Annotated in this window: 17 protein-coding genes; 2 read left to right on the top strand and 15 right to left on the bottom strand. The window is 39.9% G+C overall.

Annotated elements, in window-relative coordinates; all coding sequences use genetic code 11:
• Positions 1-115: 115 nt before the first annotated feature.
• From rpoZ to AC6CHS_RS04070, 5 genes are all read right to left on the bottom strand, one after another.
• The gene (gene rpoZ / locus AC6CHS_RS04050; RefSeq protein ID WP_106896608.1) at positions 116-310 is read right to left on the bottom strand and encodes a DNA-directed RNA polymerase subunit omega; all 195 of its coding nucleotides are present in this window, start codon (positions 308-310) and stop codon (positions 116-118) included.
• Positions 310-927, bottom strand: a complete 618-nt coding sequence (gmk, locus tag AC6CHS_RS04055) for a guanylate kinase (RefSeq protein WP_036573160.1) — start codon at positions 925-927, stop codon at positions 310-312. Before gmk ends, rpoZ begins: the two co-directional genes overlap by 1 nt.
• A gap of 24 nt (positions 928-951) precedes the next feature.
• Positions 952-1,215, bottom strand: coding sequence for an extracellular matrix/biofilm regulator RemA (gene remA, locus AC6CHS_RS04060; protein ID WP_036573161.1), 264 nt, complete (start codon positions 1,213-1,215; stop codon positions 952-954).
• 108 nt (positions 1,216-1,323) lie between these two features.
• Entirely contained in the window at positions 1,324-2,205 is an 882-nt protein-coding gene (locus tag AC6CHS_RS04065) for a YicC/YloC family endoribonuclease (RefSeq protein WP_498234270.1), read from the bottom strand.
• A gap of 200 nt (positions 2,206-2,405) precedes the next feature.
• Entirely contained in the window at positions 2,406-5,060 is a 2,655-nt protein-coding gene (locus AC6CHS_RS04070) for a cation-translocating P-type ATPase (protein ID WP_498234271.1), read from the bottom strand.
• A gap of 132 nt (positions 5,061-5,192) precedes the next feature.
• Here AC6CHS_RS04070 and AC6CHS_RS04075 point away from each other — a divergent pair, with 132 nt between their 5' ends.
• A complete protein-coding gene (locus AC6CHS_RS04075; RefSeq protein ID WP_498234272.1) occupies positions 5,193-6,914 on the top strand; it encodes an Rqc2 family fibronectin-binding protein in 1,722 nt (573 codons plus the stop codon).
• A 68-nt stretch (positions 6,915-6,982) separates the two neighbouring features.
• Here the strand turns inward: AC6CHS_RS04075 and AC6CHS_RS04080 are convergent, their stop codons facing one another.
• Together AC6CHS_RS04080 and AC6CHS_RS04085 are read right to left on the bottom strand one after the other, a co-directional pair.
• Positions 6,983-7,402 carry an organic hydroperoxide resistance protein gene (locus AC6CHS_RS04080; protein WP_036573171.1) on the bottom strand — a complete coding sequence of 140 codons (420 nt, stop codon included), beginning with the start codon at positions 7,400-7,402 and terminating at the stop codon, positions 6,983-6,985.
• A gap of 65 nt (positions 7,403-7,467) precedes the next feature.
• Positions 7,468-8,325 (bottom strand): LysR family transcriptional regulator, encoded by an 858-nt coding sequence (locus AC6CHS_RS04085; RefSeq protein ID WP_498234274.1) that lies wholly within the window; start codon positions 8,323-8,325, stop codon positions 7,468-7,470.
• A gap of 110 nt (positions 8,326-8,435) precedes the next feature.
• On the opposite strand from AC6CHS_RS04085, the gene AC6CHS_RS04090 reads away from it, so the two are divergent.
• Positions 8,436-9,206: a class I SAM-dependent methyltransferase gene (locus AC6CHS_RS04090; protein ID WP_498234276.1), complete on the top strand. Its 771-nt coding sequence runs from the start codon at positions 8,436-8,438 to the stop codon at positions 9,204-9,206.
• A gap of 195 nt (positions 9,207-9,401) precedes the next feature.
• Here the strand turns inward: AC6CHS_RS04090 and pyrE are convergent, their stop codons facing one another.
• Genes pyrE through AC6CHS_RS04130 form a run of 8 tightly spaced genes read right to left on the bottom strand, consistent with a single transcriptional unit; the run spans position 9,402 to position 18,813 of the window.
• Positions 9,402-10,016, bottom strand: a complete 615-nt coding sequence (gene pyrE, locus AC6CHS_RS04095; protein ID WP_498234277.1) for an orotate phosphoribosyltransferase — start codon at positions 10,014-10,016, stop codon at positions 9,402-9,404.
• Positions 10,000-10,710, bottom strand: a complete 711-nt coding sequence (gene pyrF / locus AC6CHS_RS04100) for an orotidine-5'-phosphate decarboxylase (RefSeq protein WP_498234278.1) — start codon at positions 10,708-10,710, stop codon at positions 10,000-10,002. Before pyrF ends, pyrE begins: the two co-directional genes overlap by 17 nt.
• Entirely contained in the window at positions 10,707-11,621 is a 915-nt protein-coding gene (locus tag AC6CHS_RS04105) for a dihydroorotate dehydrogenase (protein WP_498234279.1), read from the bottom strand. The genes pyrF and AC6CHS_RS04105 overlap by 4 nt, the downstream gene beginning before the upstream one ends.
• Positions 11,618-12,370: a dihydroorotate dehydrogenase electron transfer subunit gene (locus AC6CHS_RS04110; protein ID WP_498234560.1), complete on the bottom strand. Its 753-nt coding sequence runs from the start codon at positions 12,368-12,370 to the stop codon at positions 11,618-11,620. Before AC6CHS_RS04110 ends, AC6CHS_RS04105 begins: the two co-directional genes overlap by 4 nt.
• Positions 12,367-15,564, bottom strand: a complete 3,198-nt coding sequence (carB, locus tag AC6CHS_RS04115) for a carbamoyl-phosphate synthase large subunit (RefSeq protein ID WP_498234281.1) — start codon at positions 15,562-15,564, stop codon at positions 12,367-12,369. Before carB ends, AC6CHS_RS04110 begins: the two co-directional genes overlap by 4 nt.
• On the bottom strand, positions 15,557-16,657 hold the full coding sequence (locus tag AC6CHS_RS04120) for a carbamoyl phosphate synthase small subunit (RefSeq protein WP_498234282.1): 1,101 nt from the start codon (positions 16,655-16,657) through the stop codon (positions 15,557-15,559). The genes carB and AC6CHS_RS04120 overlap by 8 nt, the downstream gene beginning before the upstream one ends.
• Positions 16,650-17,933, bottom strand: a complete 1,284-nt coding sequence (gene pyrC, locus AC6CHS_RS04125) for a dihydroorotase (protein WP_498234284.1) — start codon at positions 17,931-17,933, stop codon at positions 16,650-16,652. The genes AC6CHS_RS04120 and pyrC overlap by 8 nt, the downstream gene beginning before the upstream one ends.
• Positions 17,887-18,813, bottom strand: coding sequence for an aspartate carbamoyltransferase catalytic subunit (locus tag AC6CHS_RS04130; protein WP_498234286.1), 927 nt, complete (start codon positions 18,811-18,813; stop codon positions 17,887-17,889). The genes pyrC and AC6CHS_RS04130 overlap by 47 nt, the downstream gene beginning before the upstream one ends.
• Positions 18,814-18,947: the final 134 nt, after the last annotated feature.

An 18,947-nucleotide genomic window follows, 5' to 3' on the forward strand; every position in this document is an offset into this window, starting at 1 on the left:
CGACAGTCGCTACATTAGTTATAACATATACGAATCCTATTTCGCTTTTAATATGAATTGCCGCACAATGAATAAAGTCTCCTCAATAGACCATGTGAGGAGACTTCTTAAATGTTTATTCTTCCGTGATGAAAAGCTTGTCGGCCTGAACTTCTTCCAGTGCCATTCCAACAAATTTATGTGATTTAGGATTATCAATCAATACCTTGTTCGTTTCACTCATTTGCCTTGCGCGTCTTGCAGAAAGTGTTACAAGGGTATATTTGGAATTTATCTTCTCCTGTAGTGCATCAATTGACGGTTCTAACATTACAACTCATCCTCCAGTAATTTCTTATATTGTTTTGCAACACGTTCACGCTTTAAATGTTCACTTTGAATAATAGATTGAACTTTGCTTACAGCGTGTTCTACCTTGTCATTAACCACGACATAATCATAAGCATCCATCATTTCGATCTCTTTCCTTGCTTCCTTAAGACGGTTTAAAACTAAATCAGATGATTCGGTTCCACGGCTAACAATTCGATTTTTCAATTCTTCCAGGCTTGGCGGGAAAAGAAAAATAAATACACCTTCCGGGAAATTCTCTTTCACTTGCAAGGCACCCTGAACTTCTATTTCCAAAAAGACATCATAACCAGCCGCTAAGGTCTGTTCCACGTACGTCCTTGGTGTACCATAATAATTATTAACATATTTAGCATATTCTAACAGCTCGTTTTGGTTAATCAGCTCTTCAAATTCTTCTTTAGACTTAAAAAAGTAGTCCACACCATCCGTTTCTCCCGGTCGACTGTTTCTCGTAGTCATCGAAATAGAATACTTCAGCTCAGTTGCCTGGTCAAATAATTCTTTTCTAACGGTGCCCTTTCCTACGCCAGAAGGCCCGGAAAGTATAAATAAAATTCCCTTCTCTTCAATCAAAATTGTTCCTCCTATACAAATCCATTAATTCTCATCTGATATTTCTTCATGGCTCAGCACGCGCTGGCCGACTGTCTCTGGTTGGACAGCTGAAAGTACTACATGGTCACTGTCTGTTATAATAACAGCTCTTGTTCTTCTACCATAGGTAGCATCAACTAATTTATTATTGTCTCTGGCAACCGTAATAATACGTTTAATCGGCGCTGATTCTGGTGAAACAATCGATATAACTCGATTAGCAGAAACCACATTCCCAAACCCTATATTTATCAATCGTAGACTCAACTTGCTTCCCCCTTAACATTGCATAAACTTCTATTATATTAGTAGGCTATAAGTTCAATTCCATATAATATAATTATTATATGAAAAAAGATAGATCAAACTCAAGCATTACTCAATATTCTGCACTTGTTCTTTTATTTTTTCTAGTTCACCTTTTAAATTAACGACATGCTCACTTATTACAGGATCATTCGATTTAGCACCAATCGTATTCCCTTCTCGTTGCATCTCCTGAATAATAAAGTCAAGTTTCCTGCCAACGGAACTTCGCTCTTCCATTGTCTCAAGAAAATGGAACACATGACTGGATAGCCGCGTCAATTCTTCCGTGACATCTCCTTTTTCTCCCAATAAAACAACTTCCTGGTGTAGCCTGTCATAATCCATCCCATCTATTTCAGACAAGTGTTGCTCTATTCTATTCCAAATTCTCTCTTTGTAAGCATTTATGACAACAGGTCTCTGTTCTTCGATGTTTTGAATTGTTTTTTTAACTAATTCAAGCCTAGTTCTTAAATCTTTCTCCAAAAACTGCCCTTCCGACGATCTCATTTCCTTTACCTGCCGTGCAGCTATACGTATTGCTTCTAAAATAGGGACTTGTAGACTTTTTCCAGCAGGCTCTTGTTCCGTAACAGTAAAAATTTCAGGCAACAAGGGCAGTGCCTCTACTGATACATTCCCAGACAGGCCATATCGTTCCTGGGCCATTTTCATCTGGGACATATACTGATCCAACACTGCCCAGTCTGTATGTACTTCCCTAGCGTTCGTTTGCCCGCCAGCTATTTGAATTGAAACCTCTATTTTACCTCTCTGAAAAAAAGATTGTATGACTTTCTTTATTTCATCTTCCATCATTGATATTGAGCGAGGTAGCATTGCAGTAAAATCAAGAAAACGATGGTTTACACTACGAATTTCCACATGAATGGTACCGTCCATATATTCCGAAACATTACTTCCATATCCAGTCATACTTATTAACATACTATCACATCCGTTATTGTCCATTATACCTTGATTCACTAAAAATGAAAACAGATAATACAAAAGCGAAGAGCGCCTGATGAAAAAGCCTCTTCCGAATTAACTTCAGTATGTTCCAGGTTCTTTACGCTACGAGTAGACGATCCGTGCATTAATTAAAAACCACGTGTTCTCGTAACAGAGACACGTGGTGGGTTGTATTATTTTTTTGTAAAACCAAATAGTACAGTCGGCAGGGCGCTTAATACAATAATTAGCATCCAATCCCTGATTCCTAGATATGTTGTATGGAAAATTGGTTGAAGAGGTTCCCAGTATATAACAATTAGCAACAACAGCAGAGATGAAAGTACCGCAAATACTAGGTAGATATTTTCAAAAGGATTTCTTGCAAAGACAGATTTTTCGCTACGACAATCAAATACGTGAATTAATTGCGCCATAACAAGTGTTGTAAAGGCAATGGTTTGACCATAGATCAGATTATCTGGATTGTTTTGGTATGTTACCATGAAGCCAATTAATGTTACGATTCCAATGAGAATTCCTCTTGTTATTATCTTGTAGCCAAGCCCCCTTGCAAATACTCCCTCACGCGGATTACGTGGAGAATGTTTCATAACATCTCCTTCTGATTTATCTAGACCAAGAGCCATGGCCGGTAATCCGTCAGTAACCAGGTTGACCCAGAGTATCTGAACCGGAATTAAAGGTAGCGGCATAGCTAGGAGCATTGCAAATAACATAACTAAAATTTCTCCCACATTTGATGCAAGTAAATAGCGAATAAATTTTCTAATGTTTTCATAGATGTTTCGGCCTTCGTGGATTGCCGATTTTATTGTTGCAAAGTTATCATCCATTAAAATGAGCGATGAGGCTTCCTTCGTTACATCGGTCCCACTAATTCCCATACTGATCCCAATATCACTTGCTTTAATTGCTGGAGCATCATTTACTCCGTCTCCCGTCATAGCAACAATGTGCCCTTTTCTCTGAAAGGCTTGTACAATTTTTAGTTTATGTTCTGGGGTCACTCTTGCGAACACATACGTATCATCAATCACATCTTCTAAATCCTCAACCGACATTTCCGATAGCTGATGTCCTTCAAGAACTAACCCATTCTCCGGTAAAAGGTTCAAGTTTTGGGCAATGGCACGAGCTGTTTTGACATGATCGCCTGTAATCATGACTGTCTTGATACCTGCCTGGTTACACTCTTCGATCGCGGCTTTAACTTCTTTACGAGGAGGATCCATCATGCCATATAAACCAATAAAGGTAAGATCCTTCTCTAGAAAAGCATTATCTAGATTCTCATTCTTGCTTAAAGGCTTTATAGCAACAGCCAACGTACGTAGTGCTTTCTCAGCCATATCATTTACTGCCCTATCGATTTTCTCTATATCGGCTGCTTTTAAAACAGAACGCCCCTGTGCGTTCCCTTGATATGTCGATCTAGGTAATAATACATCTGGTGCGCCTTTGGTGATTAAATAGCGCATCTGATTTTCATCTTCAATCACAACACTCATCCGTTTGCGGTCTGAATCAAAAGGAATTTCTTTTATAATGCGATATTTCTCCGTAGCGTTCACTGTTAGACCAATCTTTCGCGCTGCAATGAGAAGCGCTCCATCTGTTGGATCTCCATCAATATACTGTTTTCCTTTTTTCACTTGTAAAGATGCATTATTACAAAGGGTTCCATAGAGCAGCATTGCTTTTAAATTCGGATAATCTTCATCCACTTTCTCTTTGTTCAGAAAAAAATCTCCTTGAAGATTGTAGCCATCTCCTGTTACATAAAGCTGGTTTCCTCCTAAATAGAGCTCTTTAACTGTCATCTTGTTTTCTGTCATGGTCCCTGTTTTATCACTACAGATTACAGAAGCACAACCTAGTGTCTCCACTGCTGAAAGTTTCCGTACAATTGCTTTTTTGCGTATCATTCGTTGAACACCAAGGGAAAGTGCCACTGTAACAATTGCCGGAAGTCCTTCCGGTATAGCTGCAACTGCTAAAGATACACCTGCAAGAAACATATTATAAATGGGATGACCTTGCATGACACCAAGCATTACAACAAGTGCAGTAAGGAATAGGGCAACTACGATGAGAATTTTTCCAAGCTCCGCTAGTTTTCTTTCCAATGGTGTCATAACCTTTTTTGTATTTGCCATTAAGGAAGCAATCTGGCCCATTACCGTGTTCATGCCTGTCCCAACGACGATCCCAATTCCTGACCCTCTTGTCACAAGCGTGCCCATGAAGCCCATATTCACTTGATCCTGTGCTTCTAGTTGATCTCGAGTAATCGCTGTTGCGTATTTCATTACAGGAAGTGATTCTCCAGTAAGCGTAGATTCTTCTGTTTCCATTCCACTTGACTTTACGATTCTTATGTCAGCAGGAATACGGTCCCCACTTGAAACTTTTACAATATCGCCTACAACTACTTCCTTTGAATATATCTTTTCCCACTTTTCATTACGCAACACCGTTGCAAGTGGGGCAGAAAGTTCTTTTAATTTCTCCAGTGATTTCTCAGCTTTTTGTTCTTGAAAATAACCGAAACACCCATTTACAAGGACGATAACCATGATAGCTATGGCATCAATATATTCTCCCAAAAGCCCGGCAATTAACGTAGCCGCCAATAATACTAGAACCATAAAGTCCTGAAATTGCTTAAGGAAGATTAGCCATTTGGATGTATTTTTCTGAGTTTCTAATACATTATAGCCATATTGTTTGCGTCTTTTTTCTACTTGTTTCGTCGTTAATCCCTTTCTTGATGTTACTTGAAGCTTTTGTTCTACTCGTTCAACATCTAATTGATACCATTTCATCGGCATTCCTCCAAATAAGCCAGTAATTAGTTGTATTTATATCACCTTAACCATGCAGATGACTCCCCTATGTAATTAATATCTATGCAGACTTGTCCTTAAAAATGCTATAATTACTCAGGAGGTGATCTTATGCCGTTTGATGGTATTGTTACAAGAGCAGTAACAGAAGAATTGAAACATAAATTATTACCAGGTAAAATAACAAAAATATATCAACCTACTCATACAGAAATCGTTTTTACAATAAGAAGTCAAGGCAGTAACCATACCTTGCTTTTTTCAATACATCCCACATATGCTAGGTTTCATCTAACCGACGACAGCTACCAGAACCCTGCGGAAGCTCCCATGTTCTGCATGGTTTTGCGAAAACATCTCTCAGGAGCTATCATTGAGGATATCTCACAACAAGGGATGGAACGTATTGTAGAATTTTCTATTAAAACGCGTAATGAAATCGGGGATATCACCCACAAATCGCTTGTTATGGAGTTAATGGGTAAACATAGTAATGTCATGCTTATCGATAGAGAGAAAGGGCATATTATTGATAGCTTGAAGCATGTTTCCATGTCCCAAAACCGGCATAGAACCATTTTGCCAGGAAGTGAGTATCAGCTCCCTCCACTGCAAGATAAATGGGACCCATTGCAAATAGATGGTGAACAGTTTGTTAAGAGAATTGACTATAATGCAGGTAAGGTAGATCAGCAGATTGTCAATACACTTACAGGTTTTTCTCCTTTTATTGCAAAAGAGTTAGTAAAAAGAGCAAACCTTGGTTCTGCTAAAACATACGTTGAGAAATTCACCGAACTACAACAGCAACTTATAGAAAATAGGTACGAACCAATTATCTATCGTGGTAAAAAAGAAGAATTCCATGTCATTCCATTGTCTGCTTTCACTGGGGACACGGAAGCATTTACAACGACTAATAAAATGCTGGATACCTTTTATTCAGGTAAAGCTGAAAGAGACCGTGTAAAACAACAGGCAAAAGATCTTTACCGGTTTATTAAAAATGAGAAGGACAAAAACACCCGGAAATTAAAGAAGCATGCTCAAACGATTAAGAAAGCGGAAGGCGCAGAGAAGTTTCAAAGGTTAGGCGAATTATTGACAGCACATATTCATATTGTGAAGCCAGGTGCCGATACAGTTGAAGTGACGGACTATTATGATCCGAACGGCGGTACCCTAACTATTGACTTGAATCCAAACAAAACTGCAAGTGATAATGCCCAGAGCTATTATAAAACCTATCAAAAGCTGAAAAAATCTAAGCAGGTTATTGAACAGGAAATTCTCAAGACAAATGAGGAAATTGCTTACTTTGACCAGCTATTACAGCAGCTAGACGTTGCATCCACAGGAGATATAGAAGAAATTCGCGAAGAGCTAAGAGAAGAAGGGTACTTGCGGAAACAACCGAAGAAAAAGAAGCAAAAAACAAAGCAAACCAAGCCTGTACCTGAATCCTATACATCCAGTAATGGGACTGCTATTTTGGTCGGGAAAAACAATAAGCAAAATGAGTATGTCACGATGAAACTAGCCCGTCGAGATGATATTTGGCTACACACAAAAGACATACCTGGATCCCATGTCATTATTCGGGATAGTGCGCCAAGTGAGGATACGCTATTAGAGGCTGCACAAATTGCAGCGTATTTTAGTAAATCCCAACAATCCTCTTCTGTACCGGTGGATTATACGCTTATACGGCATGTGAGAAAGCCGAACGGTGCAAAGCCTGGTTATGTAACATACGATAACCAGAAGACACTGTATGTCACACCAAATGCAAGCATTATTGAAAAGTTAAGAAACCCTAAAAGCAGTTCCTGATTGGGTTTACTGTAGCAATAAGAATAGAAAAGGCTGTCGATTATGTCGACAGCCTTTTCATTTACCTTCTATTTTACGGTTGGGTTTAATTCTACATCGATATTGCCTCTTGTTGCTTTTGAATATGGGCAAAAGTCATGTGCCGCTTCTGCTAGTTCTTCCGCTTCTTCAGGTCCTACTCCTTCAATCGAGATATTTAATTTCACTGCTATTTTGAAACCACCATCTTCAGGGTCCTTTAAGAAGCTAACTTCTGCAGTTGTTTCAGAATCGATTTTCTTTTTCTTCTCTCTGGCAACATGGTTAAGTGCGCCATCATAGCAGGCCGCATATCCTGCTGCGAAAAGTTGCTCTGGATTTGAGCCTTTATCCGATTTATTCTTAGCTGGGTTGACCAGATTAACATCAATTAAACCATCATCTGATTTAACATGTCCGTCGCGTCCGTTTTTGGCAGTTGCACGAGAAGTAAATAATACATCGCTCATAACTAAAAACACTCCTTTTTCTTGTTCTACTGTTACTGTTCCTCTTATTAACGCCTCTTAAACATTTATAAAAACTTTTGACCAGACATTGCCCTAATAAAGTGATCTACTTGTGGCAGCTGTCGTACCCCTTCTTGGTAGCAAATCCAAGTGTCCCGTGTTACCGCTTCTCCTTCAGAAACTAACGGAAGATGCGGATACTGTTCCTTCATGGAATCGGATACGCTTTCTGGCAAAACAGCCATCCCTAACCCTTGTTTCATTAATTGTTTGCATGTTTCGATCTGATCAACTGTAATGGTCTTCATCGCTTTTATCGAGTTTTGTTGGTAGAGCCAGTTATCTACTAATTCATGCATACTATCATCACTTTTAAAAGAAATCAGCGTCCTTTCCTTAATTTCATCGGAAGGAAAGGGCTCTGAGTCAAATAGATATAACGGATCCGCGAATAGGCGCTCACAATTACTTTCCTTTAATTTTTCTCCACGGATGATACAGACATGATATTGTTTGTGATGACTTTTTATATCTTCACTAATCCCTGTCACTAGATCTATTGCCACTTTTGGAAAGCGGGCAGTAAATTCACCTAAAATAGAAGGCAAAAAGCGCTGACTAATAAGAGAAGAACAGGCAATGGACAGAGTCCCTTGAACTTCTTTGCTAGAGCTTGCGAGCTTATTTTTTATGTCCTGTTCACCATGGACAACCTGAAATGCATGCTCTAGTATCATTTCACCACTAGGGGTTAGAAGCAATCGTTTCGGTGTCCGAATAAAAATAGCTCCACCAAAGTATTCTTCAATATATTTCAGCCGTTGTGTCACAGCTGGTTGTGAAATTAAGATCGCTTTTGCCGTACCCCGAATGGTTCCAATTTCATTTAATTTAAGTAAGAGAGCATAATCATCTATTTTCAATCGTTTCATCCCCTATACGATAAGTTTTATTTATCCCTTTTAATTATAAAATAATATTTTAATTATTGCATTTTTTGAGGTATATTAAAAGAACGAAAGGTGTGGTGGAAATGGACAAAGAAGGGAAGAAACTTGTGCAAGAAGTGTTTTCTGAGAATAAACAAGCTTATGTTAAAAGCATTACACATGCAAAGGGGGCTGATCTAATGGCAATGCCAGATTGGCTCTCCCTTTCAACAAAAGACAGGGTGTTGGACATTGCAACTGGCGGTGGCCATGTAGCTAGAACACTCTCACCATATGTTGAACAAATATATGCAACAGATCTTACAAAGGAGATGCTTGCAGAAGCAGCAAGACATCTTCAACGCTTTGATAACATTCATTATATTATTGCAGATGCAGAAAACTTACCATTCTTAAATAATAGCTTTGACCATGTCGTATGCCGAATAGCCGCACATCACTTTCCTTCCCCTAATTGCTTTGTTAAAGAAGTGGAAAGGGTGCTTAAACCGGGTGGTTCTTTTTTGATTATTGATAATATTGCACCAGAGACAGATTCCTTCGATATTTTTATAAATACGTTAGAAAAATTGCGTGATCGTAGTCATCATCGTTCACTAAAGATATCTGAATGGAAGCAAATATTTCATCGGAATCAGCTAAAGATTACGAAAGAACAAACACGTAAAAAGACGCTTCCCTTTGATGATTGGCTGCATCGCACTATACAGGATGAAAATTCAAGAAAAAAGGTATCTAGCTTTGTTTTAACAGCAGCAACTGATGTTTTGAACCATTACCAGATGGAAATCAAAGAAAAACGCATCCAAAGCTTCGCCCTTGATGAATGGATGGTATTATGCACTAAATTATAGAATGCCCACTTATACCAAAATACGAGAATACGAAAGCCACCCTTTTAAAAATCATAGTAAATGATTTACATCATTGCTCTAAAGTGAAATATTATCCAAAAGGTGCAGAATCTGTATTTAACTCGTAAAAATAACCAACCTGAGAATCAGCTTATAGTGATTCTCAGGTTGGTTATACTTAAAGGTTGGTTATACTTAAAGGTTATTTCTCCAGTCTATTAACTGCTCATGCTCTGACTTTGTAAGACGATTATCGGCTTCCATCACATCTAACAGCTCGTCATAACCTGTTATCGTTTCTAGACTTATGTTTTCTTGTTCAAATAGCTGTGCAGATTTGTCCAATCCATAGGAAAAGATGGCATGGACACCAAGCACTTCCGCTCCTTGCTCTTGTAATACCCTCGCTGTTTCCAGAGAAGATCCACCAGTCGAAATTAGATCTTCAATTACGAGAACTTTTGCCCCGCTTGTACATGCACCTTCGATCTGATTACCTTTACCATGCCCCTTAGGCTTTGACCGTACATATACCATTGGCAAATCCATTTTATCGGCAAGCCATGCAGCATGCGGAATACCAGCAGTTGCACAGCCTGCAATAACATCGGGCCTCACTGGCATCCTATCAATCATTTCCATAAAAGCCTTGGTAATTTTTCTTCTTATTTGCGGATGGGACATCGTAAGTCGATTATCGCAATAAATTGGTGATTTTATACCTGAGGTCCATGTGAAATAATCTGATGGGTTTACTTGTACTGCTTTAATATCTAGTAAATCTCTTGCCAGTTCATACGATAATACCATTACCCCACTCCTTTATTACATGCTCATAGGCCATTTTTGGATTTACTGCTTTTGTCACACTTCTACCTACGACAATATAGTCCGTGCCTTGCTTCTTAGCATATTCTGGTGAGGCAATTCGTTTCTGGTCATTCTCTTCCGTTCCATCCAGTCGAATGCCTGGTGTCACGGTTAAGAAGGACGTTCCACATTCTGATTTTATTCTCTCTGTCTCATGTACGGAACAAACCACGCCGTCAGCTCCATTGCTGCTAGCAAATCTCGCAAAATGACTTACCTTCTCATCCACTTCTCCTAGGATATGTAATTCCGTATTCATTGCTTGTTTGTCCATCGATGTTAGCATAGTGACAGCGATTAACTTCGTCTTACCCCCGTTTCCAACAGTCAAGCCTTCTTTTGCCCGCTTGATCATCTCCGCTCCTCCCAATGCATGCACATTTACCATTTCTACATCAAGCTTGGCAATATTACGCATTGCTTTCATAACTGTTGTCGGAATATCATGCAACTTTAAGTCAAGGAAAATTGGATGATTATCTTGTTTTAGATATTCAATGATTCTCGGACCTTCCCTGTAAAAAAGTTCCATCCCGACTTTAACAGGGATACCGGCTAATTGATTTGTGTGAAGAAAATGCTTCGTTTCTTCCCAATTAGGAAAGTCTAGTGCTAGATAAACAGATTGGTTCATGTAAGTATCCCCTTTCCAACAACTTCTTGAACAAATGAAAATCCGTACCGTTTTAATGTTTCCGGTAATGCCTCAATAATTTCTGGGCAAACGAATGGGTTTTGAAAATTCGCTGTCCCAATGGCAACCGCATTGGCACCAGCCAGTAAAAATTCCAGCACATCTTCAGCAGTAGTGATGCCACCCATCCCAATTATAGGGATGGATACGTGCTGCCGTACTTCATAAATCATGCGGATCGCAACTGGCTTAATAGCCGGTCCAGATAATCCACCTGTTTTGTTAGCAAGGAGAGGCTTCCGAGAAGGAAGATGAATCTGCATGCCTGTTAGCGTATTAATCATAGACAAGCCATCAGCACCTGCAGACTCGACTGCTTTTGCCATCGCTGTAATATCCGATACATTAGGTGAAAGTTTGACGTATACCGGAAGATTACTTGCTTGTTTCACCCGCTCTGTTACACGCGCGGCCATAACAGGATCTGTGCCAAATTGAATTCCGCCTTCTTTTACATTGGGGCAGGATATATTCAATTCAAGTGCGGCAACATGATCTGTCTCATTAAAAGAGTGCGCAACGTGCTCATACTCCTCTAACGAACTACCAGCGATGTTGGCTATAACAGGAGTCTGGTAATCTCGCAAAAAGGACACCTCGTGCTCAATAATGCTCTCTACTCCTGGGTTCTGCAATCCAATGGCGTTTAGCATTCCAGAAGCCGTTTCTGCAACTCTTGGCGTATGATTTCCGAACCTTGCCGCACCGGTTGCCGCCTTCATAATGATGGCCCCAAGCTTATTTAGGTCATAAAATTCACTGTACTCCCGTCCGAATCCAAAGCAGCCAGAAGCGGGCATAACTGGATTTTTTAAACTTAGACCAGGTAATTCTACTTGTAAGGAATTCATAGATTTACCTCCTGATGATGAAAGACAGGTCCGTCTTTACAAATTTTACGATAGCCTCCATTGTGATCTGTTGGTATGACACAAGCAAAGCAAGCCCCAACACCACAGCCCATTCTTTCTTCAAGCGAGATATAACCATTTTTATGGGATAGTTCTTTTGAGACTGCTCTCAACATTGGTAAGGGGCCACAGGAGTAATAGGTATCAAAGTCTGAAATGCTCCCAATTACGTCCGTTACAAATCCTTGTGTCCCATATGAGCCGTCATTTGTTACAATATGTGTTTCTCCGAGCTGTTTAAATTCTTGTTCATAGAATACATAGTCTTTTGTCTGAAATCCGAGTATGGATATCACTTTTTTATGTTTATCCACTAGTTTTTTTCCTAAATTATAGAGTGGTGGTACGCCGATTCCTCCCCCAATTAATAGAATCGTAGATGATTCAGGTTCCAGCGTAAATCCATTTCCTGCAGGTCCTAATACGTTTATAACAGAACCGATTTGATAGTCAGCTAAATGCTTTGTGCCCGATCCATTGATCTTAAACAAGATTGTCACAGTGTTTTTATCTCTATTTACACTCGCAATAGAAATCGGGCGCCTTAAGGTATGTCCATCAATTTGCAGGTGAAGAAATTGACCAGGCTTTGCTGTCATGCTGATGAAGCTGTTTTCTAGCACCATTTCATAAGTTTCCAACGCGATCTTGGTTGAACTCTTTACGATCAATTCTTCTTTTTTCATTATAAAACAACCTCTTTTTGTTTTATTTCCGTCGCGCTAAATGTAGTAGAATCTATAACATTTAAAATAGCATTTGCTGTATCCATGTTTGTGAGACAAGCGATGCCATGTTCCACTGATTCCCGGCGAATAATAAAGCCATCAGACCTTGGCTGCTTACCTGAAGTCAACGTATTAATAACAAACTGTACATCGCCATTTTCAATAATTGAAAGCACATTAGGCTCGTCAGCGCCAATTTTAGCTACCTCAGAAACTGGCAATCCCGCTTTCTGTACATAAGACGCGGTTCCTTTGGTTGCGTACAACTGGAAGCCAAGTTCGTGGAAACGGTCTGCTATTTCAAGCATTTCTTCTTTGTCCTTATCTGCTACTGTTAGGAGCACGGCCCCTTCTTGCGGAATGGTTAGACCAGAAGCAATTAACCCTTTATATAAAGCTTTTTCCAAAGTCTTGTCATACCCAATTGCTTCTCCAGTTGATTTCATCTCAGGCCCTAGTATCGTATCTACACTACGCAGCTTTTCAAAGGAGAAAACTGGTACCTTTACTGCAACGTAGTCATTTTCTTGCATAATTCCTGATTGATAGCCTAAATCTTTCAATCTAGTCCCGAGAATACATTTTGTGGCAAGATTAGCCATTGTCACTCCTGTAATTTTACTTAAGAATGGAATGGTTCGGCTTGCTCGTGGATTTACTTCAAGCACATACACCTCGTCATTTCTCACGATAAACTGAATGTTTATCAGACCCTTCACATGCAATGCCTCCGAAATAAGCTGTGCAGCTTTCATACATTTTTTCTTCACAGTTTCACTGATCCGCTGCGGAGGATAGACGGCGATTGAGTCTCCAGAGTGGACCCCTGCACGCTCAATATGCTCCATAATCCCAGGAACAATGGTCGTTTCACCATCGCTGATTGCATCCACCTCAATTTCAATTCCGGTAATGTATTTATCTACAAGAATAGGATGCTCTGTGTTCATATTTGTCGTTTTTGCAAGGTATGCCTTTAGTTCATCTTCGTTATAGACAATCTCCATCCGACTTCCACCAATTACATAGGATGGTCTAACCAATACAGGATAGCCAATTTCACTTGCTACATTTAGAGCCTGGTCCATTTTCTTAACAGCTTTCCCTTTTGGTCGCAGCAAATCCAGTTCATCTAATAAAATTTCAAATTTATCTCTGTCCTCCGCTCGATCAATTGCTTCCAAGTTTGTTCCGAGGATTTTCACCCCTCTTCTTTCAAGCCCTGCAGCTAAATTAATCGCCGTTTGACCCCCAAACTGTACGATAACTCCTTCTGGCTGTTCTAAGTCCATAACATGCATGACATCCTCAAGTGTAAGCGGCTCGAAGTATAGCTTGTCACTAATACTAAAATCTGTTGAAACAGTTTCTGGATTATTGTTCATAATAATTGCTTCATAACCCATTTCTTTAATGGCTAATACAGAGTGGACAGTAGCGTAATCAAATTCAATCCCTTGTCCGATGCGAATTGGACCTGAACCAAGTACTAAAATTTTCTTTCGCGATGATACGATAGATTCATTTTCTTCTTCATAGGTGCTATAGAAATACGGAGTCTCAGACTCAAATTCTGCCGCGCAGGTGTCCACCATTTTATAAACTGGGCGAAGTCCAATATCAGATCTTAGTTGATAAATATCATCTACTGACAGATTCCATAACCGAGCAATATGTGAATCAGAGAAGCCTACCTTCTTCGCTCTTTCTAATAACTCTATAGACTCCTGGTTATTCTCTATCTCTTGTTCCAATTTAATTAAGCCAGCTAATTTCACAAGAAAGAAACGATCTATCTTGGTATGCTCAAATACTTCATCAATCGTCATACCCCTGCGAAGTACTTCTGCTAGTACGAAAATCCGCTCATCATTTGCTTTTTTTAGGCTTGAGATAAGAAATTCATTATTCTCTTTTGTTAAACTGCTAAGCCATAGCTCTTCTGTTCCTATATCAAGCGAACGAATCCCTTTAAGTAATGATTCTTCAAAGTTTCGACCAATAGACATGATTTCCCCAGTTGCTTTCATCTGCGTGCCAAGCTTTCGATCACCTGTTACAAATTTATCAAATGGAAACCGAGGAATTTTTGTGACGACATAATCCAATGCTGGCTCAAAACATGCATACGTCTTTCCTGTTACCGGGTTGACAATCTCATCTAATGTTAAACCAATTGCTATTTTTGCTGCTACTTTCGCTATCGGATAACCTGTAGCTTTTGATGCAAGTGCAGAGGATCTGCTTACACGCGGATTTACTTCAATAATAAAATAATGAAAGCTGTTCGGATCAAGAGCCAATTGCACGTTACACCCGCCCTCTATTTCCAGAGCACGTATTATTTTTAGAGAGGCATTCCGCAACATTTGATACTCTCGATCACTAAGTGTTTGAGATGGTGCTACAACAATAGAGTCACCAGTATGTATGCCCACAGGATCAACATTTTCCATATTACATACAACGATAGCCTGGTCGTTTTTATCACGCATTACTTCGTATTCAATTTCCTTATATCCAGCAATATTTTTTTCGATAAGACATTGGTTTACTGGTGATAATGTGAGGCCGTTTCGAGCAGTTTCCTTTAACTCTTCCATGTCATAACACATGCCTCCACCAGCTCCACCCATAGTATATGCTGGCCTTACAATTAGCGGAAAGCCAATCTCTATGGCAAATCCACAGGCTTGTTCTACCGTGTTTACAATCATACTATCTGGTACTGGTTCACCAAGCTCTTTCATAAGGGAACGGAATTTCTCTCTGTCTTCTGCCTGTTGAATAGCATTTAAGGATGTTCCCAATAATGTAACGCCATAGGCTTTTAGTATTCCAGTTTCCTCAAGCGCTACTGCCAGATTTAATGCTGTTTGACCGCCTAAAGTTGGGAGCAAGGCATCAGGCTGTTCTTTCCGAATGATCTTCGTTAGAAAATCTACTGTTAATGGCTCCATGTATACTTTATCCGCCACAGTATGGTCTGTCATAATTGTGGCCGGATTGGAATTAGCTAAAACGACGGTGTATCCTTCTTCTTTCAACGACTGGCAAGCTTGTGTTCCGGAATAATCAAATTCCGCTGCTTGACCAATTACGATGGGACCTGACCCAATCACAAGTATTTTTTGGATGTCTGTATTTTTAGGCATATGCTTCCTCCTTGTTTTTTCTCTGGGCTTCGTCAATCAACTCCATAAACTGATCAAATAAGTGATTCGTATCATCTGGACCTGGAGAGCTCTCAGGGTGGTATTGGACAGAAAATGCAGGATAATGCTTATGCTTTACCCCTTCTACTGTGCCATCATTTAAAGCAATTTGGGTAAGTTGTAAATCCGTATTTGTAAGTGATGCCTCTTTAACTGCATAGCTATGATTCTGTGATGTTATATAGGTTTTTTCTTTGTCCAAGTCCTTGACTGGGTGATTGGATCCCCTGTGTCCAAACTTCATTTTTTCTGTGTCGGCTCCACAGGCAAGTGCCAGTAATTGATGACCTAGACAAATCCCAAAGATCGGCACCTTTCCAATAAGCTCTGCTATCATGTTAATTGCTTCTGGGACATCCTTAGGGTCTCCCGGGCCATTTGTCAGCATGATCCCATCTGGTTTTAATCGAAGGATGTTTTCAGCACTATAGTTGTATGGCACTACTGTTATATGGCAATTTCGTTTTGTAAGCTCACGCAAAATGCCATGCTTCATACCGAAATCGACTAGAACAATCCTTCTTCCTCTACCTGGCACAACATAAGGCTTGATTGTCGAAGTCTTAGGCACTTGATCTGTTGGTAGCTTCTTTCTATGTAATTTTTCAAGCAGTGTTTCTACATCTTCGCTTTGATCTGCGATAATTGCTTTCATCGTCCCGTGTTTACGAATTATTTTCGTCAACTTTCTCGTATCAATTCCATATACACCAGGAATATCATGGGCCTTCAGGTAGCTATCAAGGCTTTCTTCACTACGAAAATTGGATGGGATCTCACTGGATTCTTTTACGATAAATCCATGAATGAATGGATGGACGGTTTCAAAGTCATCTCGATTTATTCCATAATTGCCTGCAAGCGGATAGGTCATGGTTACAATCTGTCCACAATAAGATGGATCAGTAATAATCTCCTGATAGCCTGTCATCCCTGTATTAAAGACTATTTCGCCTACCATCATGCGGTCACTTCCAAATCCTTCTCCGTTAAATACTGTGCCATCTTCTAATACGAGCTGCTTTTTATTCATGTTCATCCTCCTTGTACGCAATCTTTCCTTCCGAGATGGTTAAGACTGGGATACCTTGTACTTTCCATTCATGAAATGGAGTATTTTTTCCTTTTGAAAAAAAGCTGATTTTATTAATTTTCTTCTGCTTTTTTAAGTCAACCAATGTTAAATCTGCGGTCTTCCCCTCCGATATCTTTCCATAAGGTAGGTTAAATACTTCCGCTGGACGAACAGTCAACCAATCTACCAATTGTTGCAAGCTACATTTTTCAGTTTGGACCAGATGGGTATATAATAGTGAAAATGCTGTCTCGAGTCCTACAATGCCAAATGGAGCACCTTGGAACCCCTTTGCTTTCTCATCCTCTGCATGGGGTGCATGGTCTGTCGCAATAAAATCTATTGTTCCATCCAATAGTCCCGCAAGCAACGCCTCTTTATCAGCTACCGTTCTTAAAGGGGGATTCATTTTATAATTCGCGTTATCTTCTATTACAGCCGTTTCATCTAGCAGAAGATGGTGTGGGGTGACTTCTGCTGTTACATGAATGCCTGCCCTTTTAGCATCTCTGATAACACGAACCGACTCTTTAGTACTCACATGACAAACATGATAGTGACATCCAGCAGCTTCTGCTAGTAATACATCTCTAGCAATTTGTACGGATTCACTTAGCGACGGAATCCCTGGTAAACCTAATTCCTTACTGACTTCACCATCATGCATTACCCCACCATAAACAATGGAATTGTCTTCGCAATGGGCAACAATTGCCTTTCCAGTAGCAGCTGCCTGCTTCATGGCTTGGAGCATAAAATCAGCTGTCTGAATGCCTACCCCATCGTCTGTGAAGGCAAAAACTCCTTCTTGGGACAGCTTGGAAATGTCCGTAATTTCTGTTCCTTGCAAACCTTTCGTTATCGCAGCATAAGGAAGTACTCGCACTTCTGCTTCTAACTGGATCTTTTCCAAGAGTGAATGCACAGACTGTACATCATCAGGTACAGGATTTGTATTCGGCATGGCACAGACCGTAGTGAATCCTCCTCTAGCAGCTGCTTTTGTACCAGTCTTAATCGTTTCTTTATGCTCTCCCCCGGGCTCCCGTAAGTGAATATGCACATCTATAAAACCTGGAAGAAGTAGGTTTCCCTCACAATCGATAGTTTGGTCCGCCGTAACTTGTAAACATTCTCCAACTTCAGCAATTTTGTTATCTATAATTAATACCTCATACGTTTCTTCCTTAGATGCTGACGATAGCCTTTTGGCGTTTTTCAGTAGTAATTTCATTTAATTTTCCCCACTCTCCAAGTATTTTTTTCATAATGGCCATCCGGATATACACTCCATTGTTCATCTGCTTAAATATGCGGGACCTCTCGCACTCTACCAGGGAACTATCTATTTCAATCCCTCTGTTTACTGGTGCTGGATGCATAATAATGGCATGTGAAAGCATTTGTTGCTCTCGTTCTTTCGTTAACCCATAGCGCTCTAGGTATTCTGCATAGTCCCCTTCATTACCGTGTCTTTCATGTTGAATACGTAAAAGCATCATCACATCGCTTTTGTGTACTGCTTCATCCATACTGATATAGGGAATTGGAAGAGATTCATCGATAAACTCTGGCGCAGCACTAAATGCGACATTCGCACCAAGCCTTGTGAGCGCCTCAGCATTTGATTTAGCGACCCTGCTATGTTTGATGTCTCCTGCAATGGTAATCTGCAAACCTTGAAAACTGCCAAACTCCTGATAAATTGTTAATAGATCAAGCATGCACTGGGTTGGATGTTCTGCCTTTCCTGCCCCCGCATTAAGGATGGGAATTGATAAACCATGCTGTAGCTCTTCTATCCATTGATCCGAAGCGTGTCGAATCACAAGCATATCCGCCCCAATTGCTTCAAAGGTTTTTGCAGTATCGTAGAGTGACTCTCCCTTTGTTGCACTTGAACTTTCTTGGTGAAAATCGAGTACTTCCATTCCAAGCTTTCGCTCAGCTACTGTAAAACTCATTTTTGTTCGCGTACTTGGTTCATAGAACAGATTAGCCACAAATATTTGTTTTGAGAGAGGAAGAGGGTTTTCCTTCAGTGCCTCTGCCATTTCTAATAATGAGTAAATTTCCTCTTTAGTTAACTGGCTTACTGATGTAAAATGTTGCATTTTCACAACTCCTTCACGAAATAATGAGCATAGGGTGAAAAGGATTTTGAGACATAAAAAAACCTCTTTGCAAAAGTTGCAAAGAGGTATACGTGTATTGTTATGGGTATACACGTCTCCTAAGGCAACCTTGC

It is taken from the genome of Oceanobacillus sp. GQ8, assembly GCF_059758495.1.

Bases quoted from the DNA above. Each gene is read 5' to 3' on its own strand.
- rpoZ (WP_106896608.1), bottom strand. From the start codon at position 310: ATGTTAGAACCGTCAATTGATGCACTACAGGAGAAGATAAATTCCAAA.
- AC6CHS_RS04065 (WP_498234270.1), bottom strand. From the start codon at position 2,205: ATGTTAATAAGTATGACTGGATATGGAAGTAATGTTTCGGAATATATG.
- AC6CHS_RS04070 (WP_498234271.1), bottom strand. From the start codon at position 5,060: ATGAAATGGTATCAATTAGATGTTGAACGAGTAGAACAAAAGCTTCAA.
- AC6CHS_RS04075 (WP_498234272.1), top strand. From the start codon at position 5,193: ATGCCGTTTGATGGTATTGTTACAAGAGCAGTAACAGAAGAATTGAAA.
- AC6CHS_RS04080 (WP_036573171.1), bottom strand. From the start codon at position 7,402: ATGAGCGATGTATTATTTACTTCTCGTGCAACTGCCAAAAACGGACGC.
- AC6CHS_RS04090 (WP_498234276.1), top strand. From the start codon at position 8,436: ATGGACAAAGAAGGGAAGAAACTTGTGCAAGAAGTGTTTTCTGAGAAT.
- pyrE (WP_498234277.1), bottom strand. From the start codon at position 10,016: ATGGTATTATCGTATGAACTGGCAAGAGATTTACTAGATATTAAAGCA.
- pyrF (WP_498234278.1), bottom strand. From the start codon at position 10,710: ATGAACCAATCTGTTTATCTAGCACTAGACTTTCCTAATTGGGAAGAA.
- AC6CHS_RS04105 (WP_498234279.1), bottom strand. From the start codon at position 11,621: ATGAATTCCTTACAAGTAGAATTACCTGGTCTAAGTTTAAAAAATCCA.
- carB (WP_498234281.1), bottom strand. From the start codon at position 15,564: ATGCCTAAAAATACAGACATCCAAAAAATACTTGTGATTGGGTCAGGT.
- AC6CHS_RS04120 (WP_498234282.1), bottom strand. From the start codon at position 16,657: ATGAATAAAAAGCAGCTCGTATTAGAAGATGGCACAGTATTTAACGGA.
- pyrC (WP_498234284.1), bottom strand. From the start codon at position 17,933: ATGAAATTACTACTGAAAAACGCCAAAAGGCTATCGTCAGCATCTAAG.
- AC6CHS_RS04130 (WP_498234286.1), bottom strand. From the start codon at position 18,813: ATGCAACATTTTACATCAGTAAGCCAGTTAACTAAAGAGGAAATTTAC.